Source organism: Pseudomonas sp. PS01301 (genome assembly GCF_029960215.1).
Taxonomy (GTDB): domain Bacteria; phylum Pseudomonadota; class Gammaproteobacteria; order Pseudomonadales; family Pseudomonadaceae; genus Aquipseudomonas; species Aquipseudomonas coleopterorum.
In genome coordinates this window covers 28,497-51,312 of record NZ_JASCPM010000013.1, presented here as the reverse complement: position 1 = coordinate 51,312, position 22,816 = coordinate 28,497, and the positions used below count along the sequence as shown (strand labels likewise).

Here is a 22,816-nt window from a genome sequence, read left to right as displayed (position 1 = left end):
GCGACCGCTTTCAGTCGTAGTTGGCTTTCTTCTGGAACGGGTCTTCCTTCTCGTCGGCTTTCAAACCGTCGGTGAGTTCGTTGACCTCGTCTCCGGTCGGCTCCATTTCGCTGAGGACCATGGCGTTGGTGCGCTTGAGCATCTTCTGCAGGTATTGCAGTTGCTCCTGGTAGAGCACGGCGTCGGGTTGACTCTTGAGGTATTGCACGCCGCGCTCGAAGGCCAGACGGGCGCGACCCGGCAGACCCTCTCCCAGCAGTTGCTGGCCCAGGTTATTGAAGAACTCGATGTGCAGCAGCACGAGGATGCCGCGGATTTCGTTCGCCCAGTGTTTGGTCTCGACGGTGCTGAGAAAGCCTTCCTGCCCGGCCCGGGTTACCTGGGCGTGCAGGGCTTCGAGCAGGAAGCGCACTTCCTTGGCTCGGTCTTCGGTCATGATCGGGAGAGGAGGGTTATTGATGGCAATGTCATCGCCCTTGGCGATTTCCCCCTGCAAAGCTTCCAGGCGAGCCTTGAGCGGTGCGTCCTGCTTGTCGAGCTGCAGCAGGCGCTGGCTGATGTTGAGTTCCAGTCGCGCGAGCAGTTGCTTGAGGGCAGGGGTCATCAGTTGACCGGGGAACGTCTCGTCGATACGGCCACAGCGGCGCAGGCGGTCGGTGAGTTCGAGCTTGTCGCGCGCCTTGGCCAGCTTGTTGCTCTCGACCATATTGTTGAGCAGGCCGATGACGATAAGGATGGCGATCCCCGTTACGATGAACAGGGTGATCATGAGTGGAGTCACCGGGGAGCTCTCGAGGTGGAATGAAGTTCAAGTGTAGGGCCGCTGTGCCGACACGGGTAGCCTAACCCGCCCCGCCGCAGCCATGGGGTGCTTAGGGAGGGGGTGTGGCAACTATGGCTTTGTGCCACTAACGGTGTCAAAAGCTTATTGGTCCTCCTGCGCATTGCCGCTTGGCAGTGGCCTGCCACAGGGCCTGCAAAGCGCAGTGAAGTCATTGATTTAAATAAATTTATAACAGGGGGTTGACGACCCTCGAAAGCATCCATAGAATGCGCGCCACTTGCAGCGTAAAGCACACAGCGAAGCGCGGCAGGGAGTGAATGTTGTAGCGTGTCCCCTTCGTCTAGTGGCCTAGGACACCGCCCTTTCACGGCGGTAACAGGGGTTCGAGTCCCCTAGGGGACGCCATTGCGGGAATAGCTCAGTTGGTAGAGCACGACCTTGCCAAGGTCGGGGTCGCGAGTTCGAGTCTCGTTTCCCGCTCCAGTTTAAGCAGTGTGGCTCTCGGGCGGCACTGAGTGAAACCAGTATCCAGTCTTCGGGCTCGGGTCTGGGCGCCGGAATACACACCATGTGTTTCGGTCAGCGTGTCCCCTTCGTCTAGTGGCCTAGGACACCGCCCTTTCACGGCGGTAACAGGGGTTCGAGTCCCCTAGGGGACGCCATTTGCGGGAATAGCTCAGTTGGTAGAGCACGACCTTGCCAAGGTCGGGGTCGCGAGTTCGAGTCTCGTTTCCCGCTCCAAATTCAATGAAAACGCCGCTCAGCAATGAGCGGCGTTTTTGTTTGTGCGCGTTAGCGAGCCGACCGTAGGAGCGGTCATTGGCCGCGAAGGGTTCAGCGCGATTTATCCGGATCAGCCCGGCGTCGATGGGGAATGTCATCGTCGGCGATCAGTACCCGTTCCATCACGCGCGGGAAATCACCGTAGTTGTAGACCGGATAGTGCAGGGCGGCGCGGTTGTCCCAGAACGCTACATCGCCCGGCTGCCACTTGAAGCGCAGCTGGTATTCGGGGTTGCTCACTTCCTTGAGCAGCAGGCCGACGATCTCGCGGCTTTCCTCCAGTGACAGGCCGAGAATCTGCGGCGACATCGAAAAATTGATGAACAGGGCATCTTCACCCGTTTCGGGATGGGTACGTACCAGCGGGTGCGCGAGGATCGGATAGTTGTAGCCGACCTTGTCCAGCGAGGATTTGAAGTTGTGGGTGACGAAGGCGTTATCGATGCGTTCGCGCAGCGCCGTCGGCAGGCTGCGGTACACCAGTCCCGTGTCGGCCCACAGCGTGTCGCCGCCGGTTTCGGGCAGCGACACGGCGCGCAGCACGGCGCCGAAGGTGGGTTTGAGCATCCAACTGGTATCGGTGTGCCAGCGCCCCTTGCGGGCATCGCCATAACGGTCGCGGGCTTCGCTGGCCAGGATCAGGTGAGCGTTGGGCCGCTCTCGGTCCTGTTTCTGAGTGGTTGGATGCTGGTAAAGCTCGCCGAATTGGCGAGCGAAGGCCAACTGCTGGGCGGTATCGATGTGTTGATCACGGAAGAACAACACTTTGTGCTTGAGCAGCAACGCACGTATCTGATCACGGGTTTGCGCGTCGAGGGGGTGGCGCAGATCGACGCCTTCGATCTGCGCGCCGATGGTCGGCTCCAGGGCGGTGGCGCGGATCGCCGTGGCGGGGCGCTGTATTTTTTCGGCAAACATGGCAGGTGTCCTTTGCAATCGAGTGCCGGAGCCCACGGCCACGGCGGGTGGGGAATCGGTTTTCAGGCCACTTCTTCGTTGCGGCGCAGGGCCGCGTTGCGATTGGCCGGCACCTCGAGGCCGAGGTTGTCGCGCAGGGTCAGGCCGGGGTACTCGGTGCGCAACAGGCCGCGTTGCTGAAGGATCGGCACCACGTAGCGGGTGAAGTATTCGAGGCCGTCGGGCAGCAGCGAGTTGATGATGAAGCCGTCGGCGGCGTGGCCCTCGAACCAGGCTTGCACGGCGTCCGCTACCTCCTCGGGCAGGCCGACAAAATCCCGCTCGGGTTTGGCAAAGCGCAGGGCCACTTCGCGCAAGGTGAGGTGCTCGTCACGGGCCAGTTGCTTGATCCGCTCGGACGTACCCTTGTGGCTGTTGGCGCCCAGGTCGCCGAGGTCGGGGAAGGGGGCGTCCAGATCGTGGCCGCTGAAGTTGTAGTCGTTGAACGGGCGGCCCAGGGCGACGATGGCGTCTTCGATGCCGACCAGGTCTGCGGCCTCTTGGTAGCGACGCTCGACCTCTTCGCGATCGCGCCCGGTGATCGGGCTGATGCCCGGCAGGACGAACAGTTTGTCCGGATTGCGACCGGCGCTTGCAGCGCGTTGTTTGAGGTCCTGGTAATAGGCGCGCGACTCGGTGAACGACTCGTGTCGGCAGAAGATCGCATCGGCGTTCTGGGCGGCGAAATTGCGGCCGTCCTCGGAAACGCCGGCCTGGAAGATCACCGGTTGGCCCTGGCGCGAACGAGCGATGTTCAGCGGTCCCTTGACCTGGAAGAACTCACCACGATGGTTCAGGGCGTGCAGTTTGCTGCGGTCGAAGAACTCGCCGGTGGCCTTGTTGCGGGTGAAAGCGTCGTCCTCCCAGGAATCCCACAGTCCCTTGACCACATCCACGTGTTCCCGGGCGATCTTGTAGCGCACGGCATGGGGTGGATGCTCGGCCTTGCTGAAATTGTCGGCGGTGCCTGAAAGCCACGAGGTGACCACGTTCCAGCCGGCGCGGCCGCCACTGATGTGGTCGAGGGAGGCCAGTTGCCGGGCGACCTGGTAGGGCTCGGTGTAGCTGACCGTGATGGTGGCGACCAGGCCGATGTGCTCGGTGGTGGCGGCCAGCGCCGAGAGCAGGGTCAGCGGCTCGAAGCGGTTGAGGTAATGGGGGCTGGAGCGCTCGTGGATGTGCAGGCTGTCGGCGATGAAGGCGAAGTCGAAGCGGGCGTCTTCGGCCAGCCGCGCCTGGTGCTGGTAGTAACGCAGGTTGGTGCTGGCGTCGGCCAGTGCCTGTGGATGCCGCCACTCGCCCCAGCCGTGCCCTACGCCGTGGATCATGGCGCCCAGTTTCAGTTGTCGTGTGCTCATGGAAATCTCCTGTTATGGCGCGCTGGCCAGCGGGGTTTGGGTGGGTGCGCGGAAGTCGTTGAAGTGTTTGTCGAAGCCTTGGGCGACTTTGACCGGCTGCGCCAGCACGCCTTCTTCCAGATAGATGTCGGCGGTCTGCTGCAGGTCGGCGATCACCGCGTCGGTGATCTCGGCGCGCGTGTAGCGGGTCTCGTTGACCGAGGCCAGGTGCACCGCCAACGGCAGGCGGGTGACCTGGGCCTGAGCGGCAGCGAACTCGTCGTGGTGGGTGTTGGCCCACTGGTAGGCACGCTCCAGACGCACGACTAAGTCCTCGACCTGAGCGCGCTTGGTTTCGGTGGCCTGTTGGGTGGCCACCAGGTAGGTGTTGTTGGTCAGCAGGTCGGTGCCCTTGCGCAGGATGCGGGCGTTGCCCTGGTTCAGCGCGATGGTGGTGTAGGGGTCCCAGGTCGACCAGGCGTCGGCATCGCCGGATTGCAGTGCGCCCTGGGCGTCGCTGGGCAGCAAATTGACGAAGGTGATGTCGGAGGTTTTCAGGCCCGCGTCGCGCAGGGCCTTGATCACCAGAAAGTGGCCGATGGAACCGCGGTTGGTGACCACGCGCTTGCCCTTGAGGTCGGCAACCGACTGCAGTGGCGAGTCCTTGGGCACCAGAATGGAGGTGGTGTAGCGGCCTTCGAAATGGGTGATGCTGACGGCTTTGAGCGGCGCGCCGGAACCCAGCGCGAATACGTAAGGCGCATCGCCCAGGTAACCCACGTCCACCGCACCGGCGTTCAACGCTTCGCCCAGGGGCGCGGCGGCAGCGAACTCGGAAAACTCGATGGGGTAGGGAACGTCTTTGAGTTCGCCCGCTGCGGTGAGCAACAGCTTCAGGCTTGATTTCTGATTGGCGACGCGCAACGGTTCGAGCTTGTCGGCAAAGGCCAGCGGGCCTGCGGCCAACAGCCCCACCGCCAGAACGAAGGAAAGGACACGGGAACGGGTCATGGACAGCGACTCCTGAAGAGGGATTGAGTTACCTCCACCAGGCAAGGGGTCGGTCTGGGTTCAAACTAAAGCTCTAAAGGGGCGCTGTGAAATGACATTTAGTTCTATGTTAATTATTCTTTTTGTGGATTCATCTAGCTCATGTTTATGCGTATTGCGCATATTGGGATCCTGTCCCATTCACTGCATCCCCGTAGGAGCGGTCATCGGCCGCGAACGCAACGCCGCGGTCTACCAGAAAGAGCGTGGTGGCAGGTTCGCGGCCAATGACCGCTCCTACGGGTTCTAGGCCAGGGCTCGTTGGCGTTTGCCGGGTATGGCGTCGAGCAACGCGCGGGTGTAGGGGTTCGATGGCTGGTCGAACAGCTGGGCGGTGGGGCCTTGGTCGACGATGCGGCCCTGGCGCATGACCAGCACGTCATCGGCCACGTTGGCGATCACCGCCAGATCGTGCGAAACGATCACATAGGCGATACCCAGCTCGCGTTGCAGTTCGTCCAGCAGGTCGAGAATCTGCCGCTGCACCGAAACATCCAGCGCCGACACCGGCTCGTCCAGCAATACCAGATCGGGCTGCAACGCCAGCGCCCGGGCGATGGCCACGCGCTGGCGCTGACCGCCGGACAGTTCTCTGGGCAGACGGTCGAGAAAATGCGCCGGCAAATGCACCCGTTCGATCAGCTCACGCGCGGCGCGATCCAGCTCCGCACCTTTGGCCAGCCCGAACGAGACCAACGGCTCGACGATGCTGTCGAAGATCGACAGGCGCGGGTCCAGCGCGGCGAAGGGGTTCTGCTGGACCAATTGCATGCGCCGACGCAAGGGTCTGAATTGTCGCCAGCCGAAGTCGGTCACGTCCTGATCGGCGAACTGAACGCGACCGCTGTCGGCTTTCTCCAGGCCCAAGGCGATGCGCAACGCTGTGCTCTTGCCCGAGCCCGATTCGCCGACGATGCCCAAGGTCTGCCCGGCGCAGACCTTGAAGCTCACATCGGCCAGCGCCTGGAAACGCTCGGCCTGGCCGCGCATGCGTGGCAGGCGGTAATGCTTGTTCACCGCCGTCAGGGAAAGCAGGGGCGTTTGCCCCGAGGCGGGAGCCGGGCGCGGTGCGCGGTGCTCGGCGAACGCCGGCGCTGCGGCGATCAGCGCGCGGGTATAGGGCTGTCTCGGGTTGGCCAGCACCTGATGCGGCGTGCCCTGTTCGACCAACGCGCCGGCCTTCATCACCAGCACGCGGTCGGCTCGGTCGGCAGCCACGCCCAGGTCGTGGGTGATGATCAGCAGGGAAATGCCGCGCTCACGTACCAGCCCTTCGAGATGGTCGAGGATGCGCCGCTGCACGGTGACGTCCAGGGCGCTGGTGGGCTCGTCGGCGATGATCAGGCGCGGGTTGCCGGCCAGGGCGATGGCGATCAGCACCCGTTGGCGCATGCCGCCAGACAACTCATGGGGGTACTGCCGAGCGCGCAGCTGCGGGTTGTCCAGACCCACCTGGGCCAGCAGTTCGCTGACGTCGGCGTCTACCCCTTTGTAGCGCGCGCCCTTGGCCAGCACCAAGGCTTCGGCGATCTGGCGGCCGATGCGCTGGGTCGGATTGAGGCTGACCATCGGGTCTTGCGGCACCAGGCCGATGGTGCGGCCGCGCAACTGGCGTTTGGTCCGTTCGCTGGCCTGGCTCAGGTCCTGACCAGCCACCAACAGGCGCCCGGCGGTGACCACGGCGCTGTCCGGCAGCAAGCCAAGAATGGCGTTGGCGATGGTGGTCTTGCCCGAGCCGGATTCACCGACGATGGCCAGGGTCTCGCCTTGCATCAGGCTGAACGATACATCGGTCACGGCTCGGGTCTGTTGCGGCCCGTGACGGTAGGCGATGCTCAGGTCGTGCACTTCAATGAGCGGATTCATCGCTTGATCTCTTCGAGGGTGCGGGCCAGGTGGTTGAGGCTGAACACCACCGCCACGACGAACACGCCGGGCAACAGCGCCACCCATGGCGCGGTGATCAGAAAGTGCCGGCCGGTGGCGATCAGCGTGCCCCATTCCGGCGCCGGTGGTGCGGCGCCGAAACCGAGGAAGCTGAGCCCGGCAGTGGCCAGGATGGCCGCTCCGAAATCCAGGGTGGCGAGCACCGCGACCGGGCCCCAGGCGTTGGGCAGGATGTGCCGCCACAAGGTCTGCAGCCAGCTCGCGCCGCCCAGTCGTCCGGCCTCGACATAGGGCAGGGTCTTGACCCGCAGCACTTCGGCGCGGGTGGTGCGGGCAAAGCCGGGGATGATTCCGACGCCCACGGCGAGGGCCACCGGCAGGGTGCCGAAGCCGATGGCGGTGACGATGGCCAAGGCCAGGAGCAAGCCGGGCAGGGCCAGCAGTACATCGATCACGCGCATGATCACCGCGTCCACGCGGCCACCGGCGAACCCTGACAGCACGCCCAGGGTCAGGCCTCCGAGCAGGGCCAGGCCGACGGCCAGTAGCGCAGCCTGGATCGACAGGCTGGCACCGTGTATCACCCGGGTGTAGAGATCGCGGCCCAACTCGTCGGTGCCGAACCAGTGGGTCGCATTCGGCGCGGTGAGCTTGGCCAGCGGCGCGGTGGCATTGGGGTCGAAGCCGCTGAGCGCGCCCGGTGCCACGGCGGCGAGCAACGCGAAGGCGACCACCAGAGCAGCCAGCAAGAAGCCAGGTCGGCGTGACAAGGGACGTGAGGCCGCGAGCAGGCGCGCCCAGCGACTGCGCCGCCGCCACGCGGGCAGGACCGCTGGCGGTGGCGGCGCGTAGGCCGTCGCAGCAGGCGCGGCCGGGATGAAGCGCTGGTCGAGATCACGCACGGCATTGGATGAAGGCATGAGCGAAGTCCTTGGCTGGCCTAGGCCGCTGTGGGCGCGGCAGGCGCGTGGGTGATACGGGGGTCGAAGATCGGGTAGAGCAGGTCCACCAGCAGGTTCACCACCACGAAGGCGGCGGCCGAGATCGCGACGATGGCCAGCACCACCGGGATGTCTTGGCGTAGCACCGCTTCCTGGGCCAGGCGACCGACGCCGTTGCGGCTGAAGATGGTTTCCACCAGCACCGCGCCGGACACGGTATTGCCGACCTGCAGGCCGAACAGCGTGAGGATGGGCAGCGCGGCGTTCTTCAGGCCGTGGCGGTACTGCACCTGGGCTCGGCTGAGGCCCTTGGCGTAGGCGGTGGTGATGTAGGGCTCGCGAGCCACGTGCTGGAACCCGCGTTGCAGCACCTGCGCATACACTGCCGCGCTGGGGATCGCCAGGGTGATGGCCGGCAGCACCAGGCTGTCCAGGCCTTGGCTGCCGGTGGCGGGAAACCAGCCGAGACCGAAGGCGAACACCTGGATCAGCAGCAGGCCCAGCCAGAACACCGGCACCGAGAAGCCCAGCGAAGGCAGACGTGCCATGGCCGATTGCAGTGGCTGCCAACGTACGTAGGCGGTCAGGTAGGCCAGGCCGACGCCGCCGATCAGCGACAGCACGATGGCCGAACCGGCCAGGGTCAGGGTTTGGGGCAGGCGCTCGGCCAGCAACGCGGTCACGGGCCGGTTGAGTGACAACGACTGGCCGAAGTCACCCTGCAGGGCCTGCCAGAGCAGATGCCCGTACTGCTCGAACAGACCACGATCCAGCCCGTAGTAGGCGCGCGCCTTGGCCAGGTCCGCAGGCGACAGCGCATCGACCTCGATGCCCGACGCGCTGAGCATGATCGACAGCGTATCGCCCGGCAGCAGGTAGAGGATGAAGTAGGTGATGGTATAGGCGCCCCACAGCACCAGCAGCGCCTGGCCGACACGGCCCAGCAGGTAACGGTTCATGGCGTGCCGACCTCGATGTCACCTAGGAAGGCGAAGCCCTCGGCGGTCCAGTGGAAGTTCTTCACCCGCGCGGCGGTGGCGGCCTGCCAGACCCGCTCGTAGATCGGAAAGGCCGAGGCTTCGTCCACCAGCAGGTCTTGCAGGTCGCCATAGGCGTTGGCGCGCTGCTCGGTCTGGGTGGCGGTGATGCCGGCATCGAACAGGGCGGTCGCGCGGTTGAGAGTGGCCGGTTCGTAGGTGTTGGTGGCCAGGGTCGAGCTGTTGGCGCTGCGCGGATCGAGAATGGTCTGCAGGATGATGGGGTCGGCGCGGGTCATGTAGGTGGACGTCAGGTCGTAGTTGCCCTGGGCGTTGGCCGCTGTCCATTCGGCGCGGGTCACCACGTTGAGCTTGAGGTCGATGCCCACTTTGCGCAGTTGGTCCTGCACCAGCACATCACCGGCCGTTTCGCTGCCGTTGATGTTGTAGGCCAGGCTCAGGCGCTTGCCGTCCTTGTGCCGATAGCCGTCGGCAGCCGGGGCCCAGCCTGCTTCGTCGAGCAGGCGCGCGGCACCGGCGGCATCGTAGGCCAGCTTGTCGCCCTGGGCCTTGAAGTACGGCGTGGTGCTGTCGTAGACGCCGGTCACCACCGGGAAATCGGCGTTGTACACGGTGCTGGCGTAGCTCTTGCGGTCGATGGCCTTGAGCAGTGCCTGACGAACCTTCTTGTCGGCCAGCACGCGGCCGTTGCGGGTGTTGGGGTAGAGGTTCAGGGCCGGGCCCGGCAAGGCACGGCTCTGGATGGTCGCGCCCTTGCTCTGGTACAGCTTGAGGTCAACCTCCGAGAAGGGGTTGCGCGGCCACAGCACATCGACCTTGCCTTGCAGGAACAGGCCATTGCGTACGCTTTCCTCGGCGATGTAGCTGATGTCCACCGCATCGAGATGAGCCTCGGCCTTGTTCTTCATGTTCGCCGACGCCCAGTGGTAGCCCGCACGACGGGTCAGGCGGGCGCCGCTCTCCGGTGTGTAGTGCTCCAGCACGAAAGGCCCGGTGCCGATGATCTGGCCCAGAGAGCGCTGCTTGGCGGTCAATTGGTAGGACGCCGGGGCGAGAATCGCCAGGTTGGTGGTGGACGTCGCCTGGAGGAAGCCGGCGTTGGGTCGCGACAGCACCAGTTTGATGGTGAAGTCGTCCAGCACTTCGGCGTGGTCGTAGCCGGCCAGGTAGGTGGCACCGAAGGTGGCCGGCAGTTCCTGAGCGAAGGCCTTGTCGCTGTCGAACGCCGTCTTGACCGCGTGTGCATCGAAGCGCTCGCCGTTGCTGAAGGTGACGTCGTCACGCAGGTGGAAGGTGTAGCTCAGGGCGTCGTCGCTGATGTTCCAGCTTTTCGCCAGCCAGGGAATGATCTTGCCGCTGTCGGGGTCCTGATCGGTCAGGGATTCGGCGACGTTGCGCAACAGCACGCGGTGTTCGAGCCAGTAGACCTGGAACGGGTCGACGCTGACCAGGGTGGTGTTGTCGCCGAAGAAGGCGATCTTCAGGGTCTTGTCGGCCTGCTCGGGGGCCGAGGGTGAGCAGCCCACAAGCGTTGCGAGCAGTACGCCGAGCGCCAGCAGGCGGGGGCGTTGGGGTGGGTTCGAAGCCGATGAGGGGGTTGGGTGGGGCATGGGTGAGGGTCCTTTGTAGTGCTGTGATCGGCTTGGGTTTGGGGTGGGGCCATTCGCGGGCAGAGCCCCGCTCCCACAGAGGTTGGTGGTGCCTGTGGGGGCGGGGCGGGCGGCGAGTTCTTTGTGGGAGCGGGGCGGGCGGCGAGCCCTCTGCCCGCGAAGGGCTCACCCCGATTCAGGTCGCGAGCGCTCGTGGTCTGCTCGCCAGCGGCAAGGGCCCATCGGCCACCTGAGGCGGGCTGGCGTCCACGCCCAGCAGTCCGAGCAGACGACGGCGAATGGCATTGAAGGCCGGGGTACCTTTTTCCCGTGGGCGATCCAGGCCGATGGGCAGCGCCTCGGCGATGCGTCCCTGCTTGAGCACGATGATGCGATCGGCCAGCAGAATCGCTTCTTCCACGTCGTGGGTGACGAGCAACACTGCCGGCCCATGGGCGCGCCACAGGTCGATGATCAGTTGATGCATGCGGATACGAGTCAATGCGTCGAGGGCCGCGAAGGGTTCGTCCAGCAACAGCAGGCGAGGCTCGCGCACCAGGCTGCGGGCCAGTGCCACGCGCTGGGCTTCCCCGCCGGACAAGGTGCCCGGAAAGGCATCCAGCCGATGCGCCAGGCCCACTTCGGTCAGGGCCTTGACCGCACGCTCGCGAGCCTGCGGGGCGCGCACGCCGAGGGTGACGTTCTTCCACACCCGTTTCCACGGCATCAGGCGCGGTTCCTGAAACACTGCCGAGCGCGCCGCGGGCACCAGCAGGCGGCCGCCTTCGATCGGATCGAGCCCGGCCAGCGAGCGCAGCAGGGTGGTCTTGCCCGAGCCGCTGGCGCCCAGCAGGGCAACGAACTCGCCGGGCGCGATGTCCAGGTCCAGGCCGTCGATGACACGATTGGCGCCGAACTGGCGCACCACGTTCTGCAGGCTGACGGCGGGTTGGGGGTGCAGCGCGGTGTGTGCGGTCATGGGAATCAGCTCTTCACGAAGGTGGGGCGCCAGGCCAGGGCGTAGTGCTCCAGGGCGCGGATGATGCCGTCGATCACCAACCCCAGCAGGCTGTACACCAGCAGGCAGATGACGATGATGTCGGTGCGCATGAAGTCGCGCGCGTCGCTGGCCAGAAAGCCGATGCCGGAGGTCGCGTTGATCTGCTCGACGAACACCAGCGCCAGCCAGGAGATTGCCAGGGAATAGCGCAGGCCGACGAAGAAGGACGGCAATGCGCCGGGCAATATCACGTGCCAGACCAGCTCGCGACGGTTCAGCCCCAGGGTATTGCCGGCTTCGATCAGCTTGGGGTCGATGCTGCGGATACCGGCGAACAGGTTCAGGTACACCGGAAAGGTGGTGCCCATGACGATGAGCGCGACCTTGGTGAATTCGCCGATGCCGAACCAGAGAATGAACAGCGGCACCAGCGCCAGTGACGGCACGGTGCGCAGCATCTGCATGGGCGAGTCGAGCAGCACTTCGCCGCGCCGCGACAGCCCGGTGAACAGGGCGGCGACGGTGCCGATGACGACCCCGATGGCCAGCCCCGACACCGCGCGTTGCAGGGAGATCAACAGGTGCATGGGCAGTTCGCCGCTGACCGTCAGGGACCAGAAGGTCACCGCGATGCTCGACGGCGCGGCAATGATGCGCGGTGGAATCAGCCCGGCCCGGGAGGCCAGCTCCCACAGCACCAGGATCGCCAGCGGGCTCAGCAGCCTGAGCACGAAGCCTGGCACGCGCACGCCGCGGCGGGGCGCACTGGGGGTGATTTCCAGCATCTGCAAGGGTGCTTGTGCAACCGGCTGGAGGGCGATTTCAGGTGGCATAGTCTTGGCCCTCGCGGTCCAGCTGACGGATCAAGGCGTCCCAGTGCAGCTGGATCTTGGGGTTGTCGCCGCTGGCGGCACTGGCGGACTGCTGGTGCACCTTGTCGATGGCCGCCTGCGGCGCCAGCAGCAGGTCGGCATTGCCGCCAGCCTGGGCGGCGATCTGGATGTTGCAGGCCCGCTCCAGGCCATGCAGTTCGCGAAAGGCGTGCTCCACGCTGACGCCACCGGTCAACAGCCCATGGTTGCGCAGGATGAGGATGTTGCTGTCGCCCAGGTTGCTGACCAGGCGCGTCTGTTCGTCGAGGTCCAGGGCAATGCCTTCATAGCCGTGGTAGGCCACGCGACTGTAGTAGAGCAGGGCGTGCTGGGACAGCGGCAGCAAGCCGTTGCGTTGCGCCGACACGGCGGCGCCGTCGCGGGTGTGGGTGTGCAACACGGCCTTGAGGTCGGGACGCGCGCGGTGAATGGCGCTGTGGATCACGTAGCCGGCGTGGTTGATGCCCAGGCCCAGGGGGTCGTCGATCAGTTCACCGTCGATGTCGACCTTGACCAGGTTGGATGCGGTGATTTCATCGAACAGCAGGCCGAAGGCGTTGATCAGGAAGTGCTCCTGATCGCCGGGTACCCGCGCCGAGAAGTGCGTGTAGATATGGTCGGTCCAGCGCAATTGCGCGGCCAGTCGATAGGCAGCCGCGAGCTTGACGCGCACCTCCCATTCCTGGGGCGTGACCCGCTGGCGCAGCGTGGGCGTGGAATCGTGCAGAACGGACAACGAAGTCATTCGGGTCTCTCCTGAAAAACGTACAGACCGGCGGCGCTGGCGCTGAGGCGCGATCGCCGCTCGGTCCGGTTTCATCAGGTCCCGAGCTGCCAGTGAGGTAAGGGGTGTGGCGCGGTCAGATCACCTTGAAGCCGTGGGTGCCGTCCTTGGCCAGTTGCTCGACCAGACCGAACTCCCAGTCCAGATAGCCTTGCATGGCCTCGCGGGGGTTGTCGGTGCCCTCGTAGGGGCGGCGATAGCGATCGCTGCGAGGCACCGCCAAACGATGATCGCCTTGCTCCACCGGCAGGCCTGCCGCCACCCAGGCTGCATTGCCGCCTTCGAGGAGGAAGACAGGTTTGCCAGTCAAGGCTTGCAGGTCGGCCACGGCGAAGCGCGCCAGCAGACTGCTGCCACAGGTCACCACGTAGCGCTTGGCCACCGGCACGTTCTCCAGGGCCTGGGGCAGTTGCGCGCGCAATGCCCAGTGGGCGCCGGCGATGTGGCGCTGCACATGGTTGGCACTGGTGGTGAAATCGAACACCTGGGTGTCGCCCTCGCTCTGCCACTGGGCGAGTGTGGTCGGGCTGACCGTCGGAGCCTCGGGCAGGGGCGGCACTGGTGCCTGCCAGGCGCCCGTGGCGGTGAAGTCGCTGGATTGCGCATCGTCCAGCACGAACACGTCCCAGCCCATCTGGGCCAGCCACGACGCACTCATGTTGGCGCGCACACCGTCGTCGTCGACCAGCACCAGGCGCGCGCCGCGCACGCTGGCGAAGTGATCGGTTTCCTGCACCAGCTGACCGCCGGGCGTGGAGCGAGCCGCAGGCAGGTGCCCGGTCGCGTATTCTTCCGGGGTGCGCACGTCGAACACATAGGTGGTGCGCCCCTGTTCGGCCTGCCAGTTGCCCAGTGCCGCCAGCGTCGCCCGTTGCACGCCGGCCTTGTCGGCCACTGCGCGTGCCGACTGCGCCGCTGCGGCACGGGTGTGTTCGTCGACTTCACCGAAACGACGCTGCTGGCCGTGCTCCAGGGCCTGACCGGCCAGCGTCCAGCCGATAGTGCCGTTGCGCAGCGCCGCCACCGGGTTGGGAATTCCGGCGTTGACCAGTGACTGGGTGCCGATGATGCTGCGGGTGCGTCCGGCGCAGTTCACGATCACCTGGGTCTGCGGGTTCGGCGCCAGTTCGCGGATGCGCAGCACCAGTTCGGCGCCCGGCACGCTGATGCCACCGGGGATGCTCATGGTCTGGTATTCATCGAAACGGCGCGCGTCGACCACCACCACGTCCGCCTGACGGTCGAGCAGCGCCTTGACCTCTTCGGCCGCTAGCGACGGTGTGTGGCGACGGCTTTCCACCAGTTCACCGTACGCTTTGCTCGGCACGTTGACGTCGCGAAACAATTCTCCACCCGCCTCACGCCAGCCAGCCAGACCGTTTTCCAGCAGGGCCACATCGGTATAACCCAGCGCCTGCAAGCGTTGCGCCGCCAATTGGGCAAGTTCTTCGCCATCGTCGTAGACGGTGATCGCGGTATCCCGGCGCGGTACGCGGGCGTAGATGTCCAGCTCCAGGCGCGACAGGGGAATGTTGGCGGCGAACAACGGATGCGCTTCGGCGAAGGGCGCTTCCTCGCGCACATCGATCAAGGCCAGTTCCTGCTTGTCCAGCAGTGCCTGGCGAATCGCGGAGTAGGGGCGTACGGCAATCTTGGTCATGCAGGCGATCTCTCTTTGAACGAGCTTTCGGTGGACGCAGGCTCTTTGGACAGGTCCCAGAAATTGGGGATACCGGCATTGGAATAGCCGGAAATGAAGGGTTTCTCTTCGCCGCTCTCGCTGTACACGGCGCGCTGCACGGCGCCGATGTTGGCGCCGTAGACATGGATGCTGATGGAGACACGGTCGTCGAAGGCATTGCTGACCTGGTGGATATCGCCGACGCTGGGCGAGACCGCCTCGACCTGCCCCGGACCCAGACGCACAGGCGCACCGTCGGGTGCCAGGCGGCCATCGATCGTGCGGCTGAAGCCTTGGGAGAATTCGGCGCCGCGCAACATGCCGATCAGGCCCCACACGCGATGGTCATGAATCGGTGTCCGTTGCCCAGGGCCCCAGATGAAGCTCACCACGGAAAAGCGCTGGCGCGCATCGGCGTGCAGCAGGAATTGCTGGTAGCGTTGCGGATCCGGCTGCGCAGCGATTTCCGGCAGCCAGTCGTCATGGCTGACCAGTCGTTGCAGCAACAGCGCGCCGTGCTCCAGCACCTTGGGCTCGCTGGACGTGCGCTCGAGCAGCTCGGCCAGGTCGCCGACGAACTGGCGAAAACGGTCATAGCGCAGGGGATGAGTCATTTCAGTAGCCCTCGAACAGATTCGTTATTACCCTAGCAAAGGGGATAAGCTTCCCGAAATTCAATTTGTTCATAAGCTAATATGCGAAAAGCGAATGAAGATAGATGACATCCAAGCGTTTCTGGCGGTGGTGCGATTGCAATCGTTGAGCGTCGCCGCCGAATCCCTGCAATTGACCCAGTCCGCCATCACCCGGCGTCTGCAGAGTCTCGAAGAGTCACTGGGAGCGATCCTGCTCGATCGCCACACAAAGCCCATGAAACCCACGGCCATCGGCCTGCGTGTGTACGAACGCTGCCAGGGCGTGATGCGCGAGATCGATTCGTTGCATGAGTTGGTGGCCGAAGATGCAGCGCCTTCCGGCACCCTGCGCCTCGGCGTGCCGCAGACCGTGGGCGACGCGGTCCTGCTCGATGCCCTGCAAGCCTTGAAGCAGCGCTTCGCGGATCTGCAGGTGCAGGTCGCACACGGGTGGGGCGGCCAGTTGGTCCAGCGTATCCAGCACCGGGAGCTGGACGCCGCTGCGGCGCTGTTCCCGGCCGGCAAGGTGTTTCCCGAGGGCGTGGTGGGGCATTCCCTGGCGCGCATGCCGCTGCTGGTGGTCGGCGCCAAGGGCCTGGACCTCGGCAAACGGTGCAAGCTCGCCGATTGCCAGAGTACCGGATGGGTTTTGAACCCCGACGGCTGCGGCTTCCGCGCCGGCCTTTCGCACGCCTTGGCCGAACAGGGCCTGAGCCTGAAACTCAATCTGGAGATTTTCGGTACCGACCTGCAGCTGGGTCTGGCGGCCAGTGGCATGGGCCTGGGGCTGGTCCCGGCACCGCTGTTGCAGCACAGCCGACACCGCGATCAACTGCAGGTGCTGCAGATCTCGGATTTCAAACCCATGGTCGACCTGTGGCTGGTGCACGCCGCCTTCGTCGGCAATCTGCAGGGTGCGATTCGCGTGTTCGGGGAAACCGTGGCCCACGGCATGAACACGGACTGAGGGCAGTCATCGCTCGTGTTTCGCATATTAGGATATGACTAAATTGAATTTTACTCATGTCAGGACGAATGGTTAGATGGGCGCAAATCAACGGCCTCGCGGCGGTCAGTCGCGAGGCCGCCGGCCTGCCGTTCTGCAACGGCGCGACAGAGTTTTTCCATGACCCCACTCGACCCCACCGCCCTTGCCGCGCTGACTCAGCGAATGGCCCTGCATGCCGAGCGTTACGACCGCAGCGGTGAGTTTCCCCATGACAACATCGAGCACCTGCACAGCCTGGGCCTGCTCGCCCTGACCGTGCCCACCGCCTATGGCGGCGGTGGGGCCGACCTGGCCACGGCGCAGAAAGTGGTGGCGGCCGTCGCCAAGGGCGAGCCGGCCACGGCGTTGATTCTGGTCATGCAGTATCTGCAGCAGGCTCGTCTGCATCAAAGCGAGCGCTGGCCCAAGGCCTGGCAGCAGCGCCTGGCTCTGGAGGCCGTGGAAACCGGAGCATTGATCAATTCCCTGCGGGTCGAGCCCGAACTCGGCACCCCGGCGCGCGGCGGTTTGCCCAACACCGTGGCGCGACGGACCACCGAGGGCTGGCGACTCAGTGGGCGCAAGATCTACTCCACGGGCAGCCATGGCCTGACCTGGCTGCTGGTGTGGGCGCGCAGTGACGACGATGACCCGCTGGTCGGCTCCTGGCTGGTGCGCAGGGACACGCCCGGCGTCAGCATCGAAGACACTTGGGACCACCTGGGCATGCGCGCCACCTGCAGCCACGACGTGGTCTTCGACGACGTGCTGGTGCCCCTCGACCAGGCGGTCAGCGTAAGCCCTGCCAGCGCACCGCAGCCGGAGCTCGATGCCGAAGGCCTGCGCTGGATGGCGGTGCTGATGTCCAGCGTCTACGACGGCGTCGCCCAGGCCGCGCGGGACTCGTTCATTGACTGGTTGCAGCATCGTGTGCCGGCCAACCTCGGCGCCGCCCTGGCGACGTTGCCGCGCTTTCAGGAGCGGGTCGGCGAGATCGACAGCCTGCTGCTGGCCAACCAGGCCCTGCTGCAATCGTCCGCCGAAGGCCGCCTGCCCGCCGAACGCTGGCCGGCCATCAAGTACCTGGTCTGCAACCAGGCCATCCGCGCCGTGACGCTGGCCATCGAAGCCGGCGGCAACCCCGCGCTGGACCGCCGCAACGCGCTGGAGCGGCACTACCGCAACGTGCTCTGCGCACGCATTCATACGCCCCAGGATGACAGTGCACTGGTTGCCATTGGGCGGCAGGCGCTGTTGCCCTGACACCCATGGTTGCGCTCACGAAATTTTCATGTGCGACTGCTTACAGTGGCGTCCCTTGTTGGGGAGTAGCCTGCTCTTGACCTCGGTTCAGAGCGTTCGTGTCAACATTCTCGGCCGTCTGCCGTGGCACGAACACCTTCGGGTTGGTGAGACCAACGATGCATCCATGCCTAAAGCCGGGCGTGTGGTTGCGTCGTTGACTCATAGCCCGGCTGGATGCTCGACCGTGAACCTCATTTCCATCATTTTCGTCGCCTTGGCCATGTCCACCGATGCCTTCGCAGCCGCCATCGGCAAAGGCGCCAGCCTCCACAAGCCGCGCCTGGCCGAGGCACTTCGCACCGGTATCATCTTCGGCGTGATCGAAACCATCACCCCATTGATAGGGTGGTTCATCGGTCAGGCGGCCACTTCATATGTTCAGGACTTCGATCACTGGATTGCCTTCGTGCTGTTGGTGGCACTCGGGCTGCACATGATCTACAACGGCGTCAAAGCTGAAGCCCCGGAAGAGGACAAGCCGCAACAGCATTCCTTTGTCATTCTGGCCGTCACCGCTTTCGCCACCAGCATTGATGCTCTGGCGGTCGGCGTAGGTCTGGCCTTCGTCAACGTGAACATCTGGATCGCAGCAGCCGCCATCGGCGTAGCGACCACCGTCATGGTCACGATCGGCGTCATGCTGGGTCGGGTACTGGGCGTCGTCGTCGGCAAACGCGCGGAAATCATCGGTGGCATCGTGCTGATGCTGGTCGGCGCGGTCATCCTCTATGAACACTTGTCTGCGGCGTGATCGAGAGCAAGGTTTCCGGGAGCCGCCCCGCGACGGCGCCAGACAAGGCGCCGCACAGTTGATGCCAAGCCCAAGCCCAAGCCGATAGACTACTGGCCCGGCGCCCATACCTCCACGTTCACCGCGTCGATCCGCTTGGGAATCAGCTTCTCGTCGTAAAAGGCGTCGGCGATCTTCTGCTGCTCGGCCAGCCCCTCGCGGGTGACCGGCTGTACGTAGTAGCTGCGACGGGCGTTGGCTTGCTGTACCACGACCGGGTCCAGGTTGCCCCACAATGGACCCAGTATCGCGGCCGCCTCGGCAGGGTGCGACTTGACCCATTTGCCGGTCTCCGCCAAATCGTCGAATACCGTCTTCAGAATGGCTGGGTTGGCCTGGGCGTAAGGCGTGCCGGCCAGGTAATAACGCTTGTACGCCGCCAGGCCTTCGCTGCCGGCCAGCACGCGTGTGGGTTGGTGCTGCTGCGCGGCGCTGAGGAAGGGTTCCCACGCCACCCAGGCATCCACTTTCTGGTTTTCGAAGGCCGCTCGGCCGTCGGCGATGGTCAGGTAGGCGGGCTGAATGTCGGTGAATTTCAGATCGGCTTTGCGCAAGGCGGCCAGCAGCAGGTAATGGGCGCCCGCCGCCTTGGTGACTGCCACGGTGTGGCCCTTCAGATCGGTCAGTGTCTTCAGCGGCGAGTCCTGCCGAACCAGGATCGCCTGAGCCTGCGGCGAGGCCGATTCGGACGCGTAGTAGGTGAGCTTGCCGCCGGCGGCCTGAGCGAACACCGGCACCGTATCGGCGACGTCGGCGGACAGGTCGACGTTGCCGACGTTGAGCGCTTCGAGCAGCGGTTGACCACTGGCGAATTCATGCCAGCTGACGCGCACGCCTTGATCGGCCAGTTGTTTCTCCAACGTGCCTTGCTGCTTGAGCAGCACCATCAGGGTTGACGATTTCTGGTAGCCGATGCGCAGCTGCGTTTCGGCGTGGGCCGCGACGCTGAAGGACAAACCGAGCGCAACGCTGAGGCTTGCGGCGAGCAGGTGTCGTGGGGTGAAGAGGGTGGACATGATGTGAGTCTCGTCTTCGACGCATCCGCTGGGTGCGGTCGGCTCGAAGAGAACAGGGAGGGGCATGCCCGGTGATCCGGTGAGGCGACTATAGAAGAACGACAGGGGGGAGGGTAATGGCGTTTGGTTATCAGCTTATGCAGACAGCACTTCGCCGTCATTGCGACGGCGAAGTGAAGCACGGTCAATGATGGCTTTGCGGACCCGACATAGCCATCAATTGCTTCTCCTGATTCCAATCGAACGGCTCGTCGTTCTCCTCGGCCTCGAAGCGGCGTTCTTCCAGTGCTTGATACAGCTCGATCTCTTCGTCGGGCATGTAGTGCAGGCAGTCACCGGCGAAGAACCACAGCAGGTCACGTGGCACCAAGTGGGCGATCTGCGGGTAGCGGGTGATCACCTGACACAGGATGTCCTGGCCCAGGTACTGGCTTTCCACGGGGTCGACCGGCAGCTGCGCGCGCAGTTCATCGAAGCGTTCGAGGAACAACGCGTGGCTTTCCTCGGGTACCTGCTCCGCCTCGCCCAGCGCCACGAGGATGCCGCGCAAGTGGTCCAGCAGGACGAGGTGGTGTTCGAGATGGGCAGTGGCCATGGTGGGGTCCTCTAGAGCGAAACGGGCGCGGGAGTATAAAGCTCCACGCGCCCGCTGTCTTATTGCAGATCCTCAGCGGACCTTGCCGGCAGTGGGCAGCAGTTCATCCTTGCTGAAGTCGTCGACGTCGATCACCTTGCGTCGCGCCGCTTCGGCCTGATGCAGCGTCTGCGCCTCGCCCGGTTGCAGGACGCCAGCCTCGAGCGCCGCATCGATCAGCGATTGCCCGGGCGTGGCGCTGAACTGACGCGCCTTGTGGGCCTGTTGCAGCTTCTTGTGCAACGGCTGGCTGTCACGCAGCAGGTCGAAGGCAACCTGGAGGGCGCCGACCGGATCATCCGCGCCTTGTGGGCGGTAACAGCCGGCCAGCAGCTCTTCCAGTGCCGGGTCGCCCTTGTGGCGACCGGTGATCGCCGCCACTTCGGCTTCCAGCTTGTCGGACGGACCGGTGTGACGGCGACCGAACGGGAACACCACGCCGCGCAACAGGCAACCGAGCAGTTTGCTGGGGAAGTTCTTGAGGATCGCGTCCAGGGCATGTTCGGCCTTGCCCAGACTTTCTTCCATGGCCCAGCGCAGCAGTGGCTCCAGGTATTCGGGCGAGTTCTGGTCGTGATAACGCTTGAGCGCCGCCGAACTCAGGTACAGGTAGCTGAGCACATCGCCCAGCCGCGCCGAGAGGCGTTCGCGACGTTTCAATTCGCCACCAAGCAGCATCATGCTCAGATCGGCCAGCAGGGCAAAGGCGGCAGCCTGCCGGTTCAGAGCCCGGAAATACCCTTGGGCCAGGCGGTCACCCGGCGCCTGTTCGAAATGCCCGAACCCCAGGTTGAGAATGAAGGTGCTGGCCGCGTTGCTCACCGCAAAACCGATGTGCTTGAGCAGCAGGGCATCGAATTCCAGCAGCGCTTGGCTCTGGTCTTCGCGTGCGGCCAGGGCCATTTCCTTGAGCACGAACGGATGGCAGCGGATGGCGCCCTGACCGAAGATCATCAGGTTGCGCGAGAGAATGTTCGCGCCCTCCACGGTGATGAAGATCGGTGCGCCCTGCCAGTTGCGACCCAGGTAGTTGTTGGGCCCCATGATGATGCCTTTGCCACCGTGGACGTCCATGGCGTGGGTGATGCAGTCGCGTCCGCGCTCGGTGAGGTGGTACTTGAGAATGGCCGACAGCACCGAGGGCTTTTCTCCCAGGTCCACGGCGTTGGCAGTCAACATACGCGCGCTGTCCATCAGCCAGGCGTTACCACCGATGCGCGCCAGAGATTCCTGAATGCCTTCGAAGGCCGCCAGCGGTACGTTGAACTGCTCGCGCACCTGGGCGTACTGACCGGTCACCAGGCTGGTGTACTTGGCCGCCCCGGTGCCGACCGCTGGCAACGAGATCGAACGGCCCACCGACAAGCAGTTCATGAGCATCATCCAGCCCTTGCCCAGCATGGGTTGGCCGCCGATCAGGTAGTCGAGGGGGATGAATACGTCCTTGCCCGAGTTCGGCCCGTTCATGAACGCGGCGCCCAGCGGCAAATGGCGACGACCGATCTCGACGCCGGGCGTATCGGTCGGTATCAGCGCCAGGCTGATGCCCAGGTTTTCCTTGTCACCCAGCAGGTGCTCCGGGTCGTGGGCCTTGAAGGCCAAGCCGAGCAATGTGGCGATGGGGCCAAGGGTGATGTAGCGCTTTTCCCAGGTCAGGCGGATGCCGATGACTTCTTCGCCTTGCCACTGGCCTTTGCAGATGACGCCGACGTCGGGCATTGCCCCCGCATCCGAACCGGCCAGGGGCCCGGTCAGGGCGAAGCAGGGGATGTCGTCGCCACGGGCCAGGCGCGGCAGGTAGTAGTTGCGTTGCTCGTCCGTGCCGTAGTGCAGCAGCAGTTCGGCAGGGCCCAGGGAATTCGGCACCATGACCGTGGAGGCCAGGTCGCCGCTGCGGGTGGCCAGTTTCATCGCCACCTGGGAGTGGGCATAAGCCGAAAAGCCTTTACCGCCATATTCCTTGGGGATGATCAGGGCGAAAAAGCCGTGTTCTTTGATATGGGTCCAGGCCGCTGGCGGAAGGTCCATGTCCTGGCCAATCTGCCAGTCACTGACCATGGCGCAGAGCTGCTCGGTCGGGCCGTCGATGAACGCCTGTTCTTCTGCACTCAGCTGGACCTTGGGGTAGGCCAGCAACGTATTCCAGTCAGGTCGGCCGCTGAACAATTCGCCATCCCACCAGACCGTACCAGCGTCGATGGCGTCGCGCTCGGTGTCGGACATCGGCGGCAGGGTCTTTTTGAACCAGCGGAACAACGGCGCGGTGAACCACTTGCGGCGCGCCTCTGGCAGCAGCAGGGGCAGGGCGCTGGCAATCAGCAGCAGCCAGAACACCGCCAGCAGCCAGCCCGGCGCGCGACTGGCCGCGCCCATCACCAGCAGGAAGACGGCGACGATGCCCATGGCAGGCAACGCGGGAATGCGGCGGTGAGCCAGCCAGGCGATGCCGACCACAAGGGCGACGATCCACAACAACAGCATAGTGTTTTCTCCGTGAAAGCCAGGTGGGACGAACCACCTGCGGACGCCGTCGAGGAAACGACGGCACACGGAAAAAACGGTGGCCAGGCACGTAGCTTCGGTGTGGGACAGATCCAGGTCTTGCCTGGATAGTGACCGTTGCGGGGTAGGGGAGTTCGCACAGCGCATGGCGGTGGGCAGTTGCCCGGAACGTTCGCCTGCGGTTGTGGCCCTACCTCAATGGGCAGATGCGACACGCGTGAGACTGATGTCCACTATCGACAACGGTCACTTTACGACAGCGGAGACGGCGCCCATCATGGCG

18 protein-coding genes, 4 tRNA genes and 1 pseudogene are annotated in these 22,816 nt (G+C 64.7%); 7 read left to right on the top strand and 16 right to left on the bottom strand.

The genetic code is table 11. The annotated features are described in order from the left end of the window. Positions 1–10 precede the first annotated feature (10 nt). Complete coding sequence (locus QMX89_RS09210; protein WP_282347893.1) at positions 11–781, bottom strand: hypothetical protein; 771 nt, start codon at positions 779–781, stop codon at positions 11–13. A 332-nt stretch (positions 782–1,113) separates the two neighbouring features. Here QMX89_RS09210 and QMX89_RS09205 point away from each other — a divergent pair. The 4 genes from QMX89_RS09205 to QMX89_RS09190 all read left to right on the top strand — a co-directional run bounded on the left by QMX89_RS09205 (position 1,114) and on the right by QMX89_RS09190 (position 1,525). Continuing rightward, positions 1,114–1,189, top strand: a tRNA-Glu gene (locus tag QMX89_RS09205). A gap of 2 nt (positions 1,190–1,191) precedes the next feature. Continuing rightward, positions 1,192–1,267: transfer RNA gene (locus tag QMX89_RS09200), tRNA-Gly, on the top strand. 103 nt (positions 1,268–1,370) lie between these two features. Beyond that, positions 1,371–1,446, top strand: a tRNA-Glu gene (locus QMX89_RS09195). Between the two features lie 3 nt (positions 1,447–1,449). Continuing rightward, positions 1,450–1,525, top strand: a tRNA-Gly gene (locus QMX89_RS09190). Positions 1,526–1,618: 93 nt separating this feature from the next. Here QMX89_RS09190 and QMX89_RS09185 read toward each other — a convergent pair. The 12 genes and pseudogenes from QMX89_RS09185 to QMX89_RS09130 form a co-directional block, all read right to left on the bottom strand. After that, positions 1,619–2,485: a TauD/TfdA family dioxygenase gene (locus QMX89_RS09185; protein ID WP_282347892.1), complete on the bottom strand. Its 867-nt coding sequence runs from the start codon at positions 2,483–2,485 to the stop codon at positions 1,619–1,621. Between the two features lie 62 nt (positions 2,486–2,547). Further along, positions 2,548–3,882, bottom strand: coding sequence for an LLM class flavin-dependent oxidoreductase (locus tag QMX89_RS09180; protein ID WP_049861498.1), 1,335 nt, complete (start codon positions 3,880–3,882; stop codon positions 2,548–2,550). Between the two features lie 12 nt (positions 3,883–3,894). Then, positions 3,895–4,872: an ABC transporter substrate-binding protein gene (locus QMX89_RS09175; RefSeq protein ID WP_282347891.1), complete on the bottom strand. Its 978-nt coding sequence runs from the start codon at positions 4,870–4,872 to the stop codon at positions 3,895–3,897. A 285-nt stretch (positions 4,873–5,157) separates the two neighbouring features. Further along, positions 5,158–6,777, bottom strand: a complete 1,620-nt coding sequence (locus tag QMX89_RS09170; protein WP_282347889.1) for an ABC transporter ATP-binding protein — start codon at positions 6,775–6,777, stop codon at positions 5,158–5,160. After that, positions 6,774–7,718, bottom strand: coding sequence for an ABC transporter permease (locus QMX89_RS09165; RefSeq protein WP_282347887.1), 945 nt, complete (start codon positions 7,716–7,718; stop codon positions 6,774–6,776). The genes QMX89_RS09170 and QMX89_RS09165 overlap by 4 nt, the downstream gene beginning before the upstream one ends. Positions 7,719–7,738: 20 nt before the next feature. Continuing rightward, complete coding sequence (locus QMX89_RS09160; RefSeq protein WP_043187222.1) at positions 7,739–8,698, bottom strand: ABC transporter permease; 960 nt, start codon at positions 8,696–8,698, stop codon at positions 7,739–7,741. Continuing rightward, positions 8,695–10,347, bottom strand: a complete 1,653-nt coding sequence (locus QMX89_RS09155) for an ABC transporter substrate-binding protein (protein ID WP_282347885.1) — start codon at positions 10,345–10,347, stop codon at positions 8,695–8,697. The genes QMX89_RS09160 and QMX89_RS09155 overlap by 4 nt, the downstream gene beginning before the upstream one ends. Before the next feature lie 175 nt (positions 10,348–10,522). Further along, the gene (locus QMX89_RS09150) at positions 10,523–11,305 is read right to left on the bottom strand and encodes an ABC transporter ATP-binding protein (protein ID WP_282347884.1); all 783 of its coding nucleotides are present in this window, start codon (positions 11,303–11,305) and stop codon (positions 10,523–10,525) included. 5 nt (positions 11,306–11,310) lie between these two features. Further along, positions 11,311–12,084: pseudogene (locus tag QMX89_RS09145) on the bottom strand (ABC transporter permease); the annotation flags it as partial. Positions 12,085–12,148: 64 nt separating this feature from the next. Continuing rightward, positions 12,149–12,943 carry a class II aldolase/adducin family protein gene (locus QMX89_RS09140; RefSeq protein ID WP_049861492.1) on the bottom strand — a complete coding sequence of 265 codons (795 nt, stop codon included), beginning with the start codon at positions 12,941–12,943 and terminating at the stop codon, positions 12,149–12,151. Between the two features lie 115 nt (positions 12,944–13,058). Further along, entirely contained in the window at positions 13,059–14,642 is a 1,584-nt protein-coding gene (locus QMX89_RS09135; protein ID WP_282347881.1) for a rhodanese-related sulfurtransferase, read from the bottom strand. Continuing rightward, positions 14,639–15,277 carry a cysteine dioxygenase gene (locus tag QMX89_RS09130; RefSeq protein WP_282347879.1) on the bottom strand — a complete coding sequence of 213 codons (639 nt, stop codon included), beginning with the start codon at positions 15,275–15,277 and terminating at the stop codon, positions 14,639–14,641. Before QMX89_RS09130 ends, QMX89_RS09135 begins: the two co-directional genes overlap by 4 nt. Positions 15,278–15,371: 94 nt before the next feature. Between QMX89_RS09130 and QMX89_RS09125 the strand changes: the two genes are divergently transcribed. The 3 genes from QMX89_RS09125 (at position 15,372) to mntP (ending at position 18,342) form a co-directional block, all read left to right on the top strand. Then, a complete protein-coding gene (locus QMX89_RS09125; protein ID WP_056843338.1) occupies positions 15,372–16,265 on the top strand; it encodes a LysR family transcriptional regulator in 894 nt (297 codons plus the stop codon). 159 nt (positions 16,266–16,424) lie between these two features. Continuing rightward, positions 16,425–17,549, top strand: coding sequence for an acyl-CoA dehydrogenase family protein (locus QMX89_RS09120; RefSeq protein WP_282347878.1), 1,125 nt, complete (start codon positions 16,425–16,427; stop codon positions 17,547–17,549). 226 nt (positions 17,550–17,775) lie between these two features. Further along, positions 17,776–18,342, top strand: a complete 567-nt coding sequence (gene mntP, locus QMX89_RS09115; protein ID WP_282347877.1) for a manganese efflux pump MntP — start codon at positions 17,776–17,778, stop codon at positions 18,340–18,342. 89 nt (positions 18,343–18,431) lie between these two features. Here mntP and QMX89_RS09110 read toward each other — a convergent pair whose 3' ends face one another. The 3 genes from QMX89_RS09110 to QMX89_RS09100 all read right to left on the bottom strand — a co-directional run bounded on the left by QMX89_RS09110 (position 18,432) and on the right by QMX89_RS09100 (position 22,512). Continuing rightward, complete coding sequence (locus QMX89_RS09110) at positions 18,432–19,397, bottom strand: aliphatic sulfonate ABC transporter substrate-binding protein (RefSeq protein WP_282347876.1); 966 nt, start codon at positions 19,395–19,397, stop codon at positions 18,432–18,434. Positions 19,398–19,581: 184 nt separating this feature from the next. Continuing rightward, on the bottom strand, positions 19,582–19,992 hold the full coding sequence (locus tag QMX89_RS09105) for a PA2817 family protein (protein WP_192000122.1): 411 nt from the start codon (positions 19,990–19,992) through the stop codon (positions 19,582–19,584). 72 nt (positions 19,993–20,064) lie between these two features. Further along, positions 20,065–22,512: an acyl-CoA dehydrogenase gene (locus tag QMX89_RS09100; RefSeq protein ID WP_282347874.1), complete on the bottom strand. Its 2,448-nt coding sequence runs from the start codon at positions 22,510–22,512 to the stop codon at positions 20,065–20,067. Positions 22,513–22,816: the final 304 nt, after the last annotated feature.

Bases quoted from the DNA above. Each gene is read 5' to 3' on its own strand.
- QMX89_RS09185 (WP_282347892.1), bottom strand. From the start codon at position 2,485: ATGTTTGCCGAAAAAATACAGCGCCCCGCCACGGCGATCCGCGCCACC.
- QMX89_RS09180 (WP_049861498.1), bottom strand. From the start codon at position 3,882: ATGAGCACACGACAACTGAAACTGGGCGCCATGATCCACGGCGTAGGG.
- QMX89_RS09175 (WP_282347891.1), bottom strand. From the start codon at position 4,872: ATGACCCGTTCCCGTGTCCTTTCCTTCGTTCTGGCGGTGGGGCTGTTG.
- QMX89_RS09170 (WP_282347889.1), bottom strand. From the start codon at position 6,777: ATGAATCCGCTCATTGAAGTGCACGACCTGAGCATCGCCTACCGTCAC.
- QMX89_RS09165 (WP_282347887.1), bottom strand. From the start codon at position 7,718: ATGCCTTCATCCAATGCCGTGCGTGATCTCGACCAGCGCTTCATCCCG.
- QMX89_RS09160 (WP_043187222.1), bottom strand. From the start codon at position 8,698: ATGAACCGTTACCTGCTGGGCCGTGTCGGCCAGGCGCTGCTGGTGCTG.
- QMX89_RS09155 (WP_282347885.1), bottom strand. From the start codon at position 10,347: ATGCCCCACCCAACCCCCTCATCGGCTTCGAACCCACCCCAACGCCCC.
- QMX89_RS09150 (WP_282347884.1), bottom strand. From the start codon at position 11,305: ATGACCGCACACACCGCGCTGCACCCCCAACCCGCCGTCAGCCTGCAG.
- QMX89_RS09140 (WP_049861492.1), bottom strand. From the start codon at position 12,943: ATGACTTCGTTGTCCGTTCTGCACGATTCCACGCCCACGCTGCGCCAG.
- QMX89_RS09135 (WP_282347881.1), bottom strand. From the start codon at position 14,642: ATGACCAAGATTGCCGTACGCCCCTACTCCGCGATTCGCCAGGCACTG.
- QMX89_RS09130 (WP_282347879.1), bottom strand. From the start codon at position 15,277: ATGACTCATCCCCTGCGCTATGACCGTTTTCGCCAGTTCGTCGGCGAC.
- QMX89_RS09125 (WP_056843338.1), top strand. From the start codon at position 15,372: ATGAAGATAGATGACATCCAAGCGTTTCTGGCGGTGGTGCGATTGCAA.
- QMX89_RS09120 (WP_282347878.1), top strand. From the start codon at position 16,425: ATGACCCCACTCGACCCCACCGCCCTTGCCGCGCTGACTCAGCGAATG.
- QMX89_RS09110 (WP_282347876.1), bottom strand. From the start codon at position 19,397: ATGTCCACCCTCTTCACCCCACGACACCTGCTCGCCGCAAGCCTCAGC.
- QMX89_RS09105 (WP_192000122.1), bottom strand. From the start codon at position 19,992: ATGGCCACTGCCCATCTCGAACACCACCTCGTCCTGCTGGACCACTTG.
- QMX89_RS09100 (WP_282347874.1), bottom strand. From the start codon at position 22,512: ATGCTGTTGTTGTGGATCGTCGCCCTTGTGGTCGGCATCGCCTGGCTG.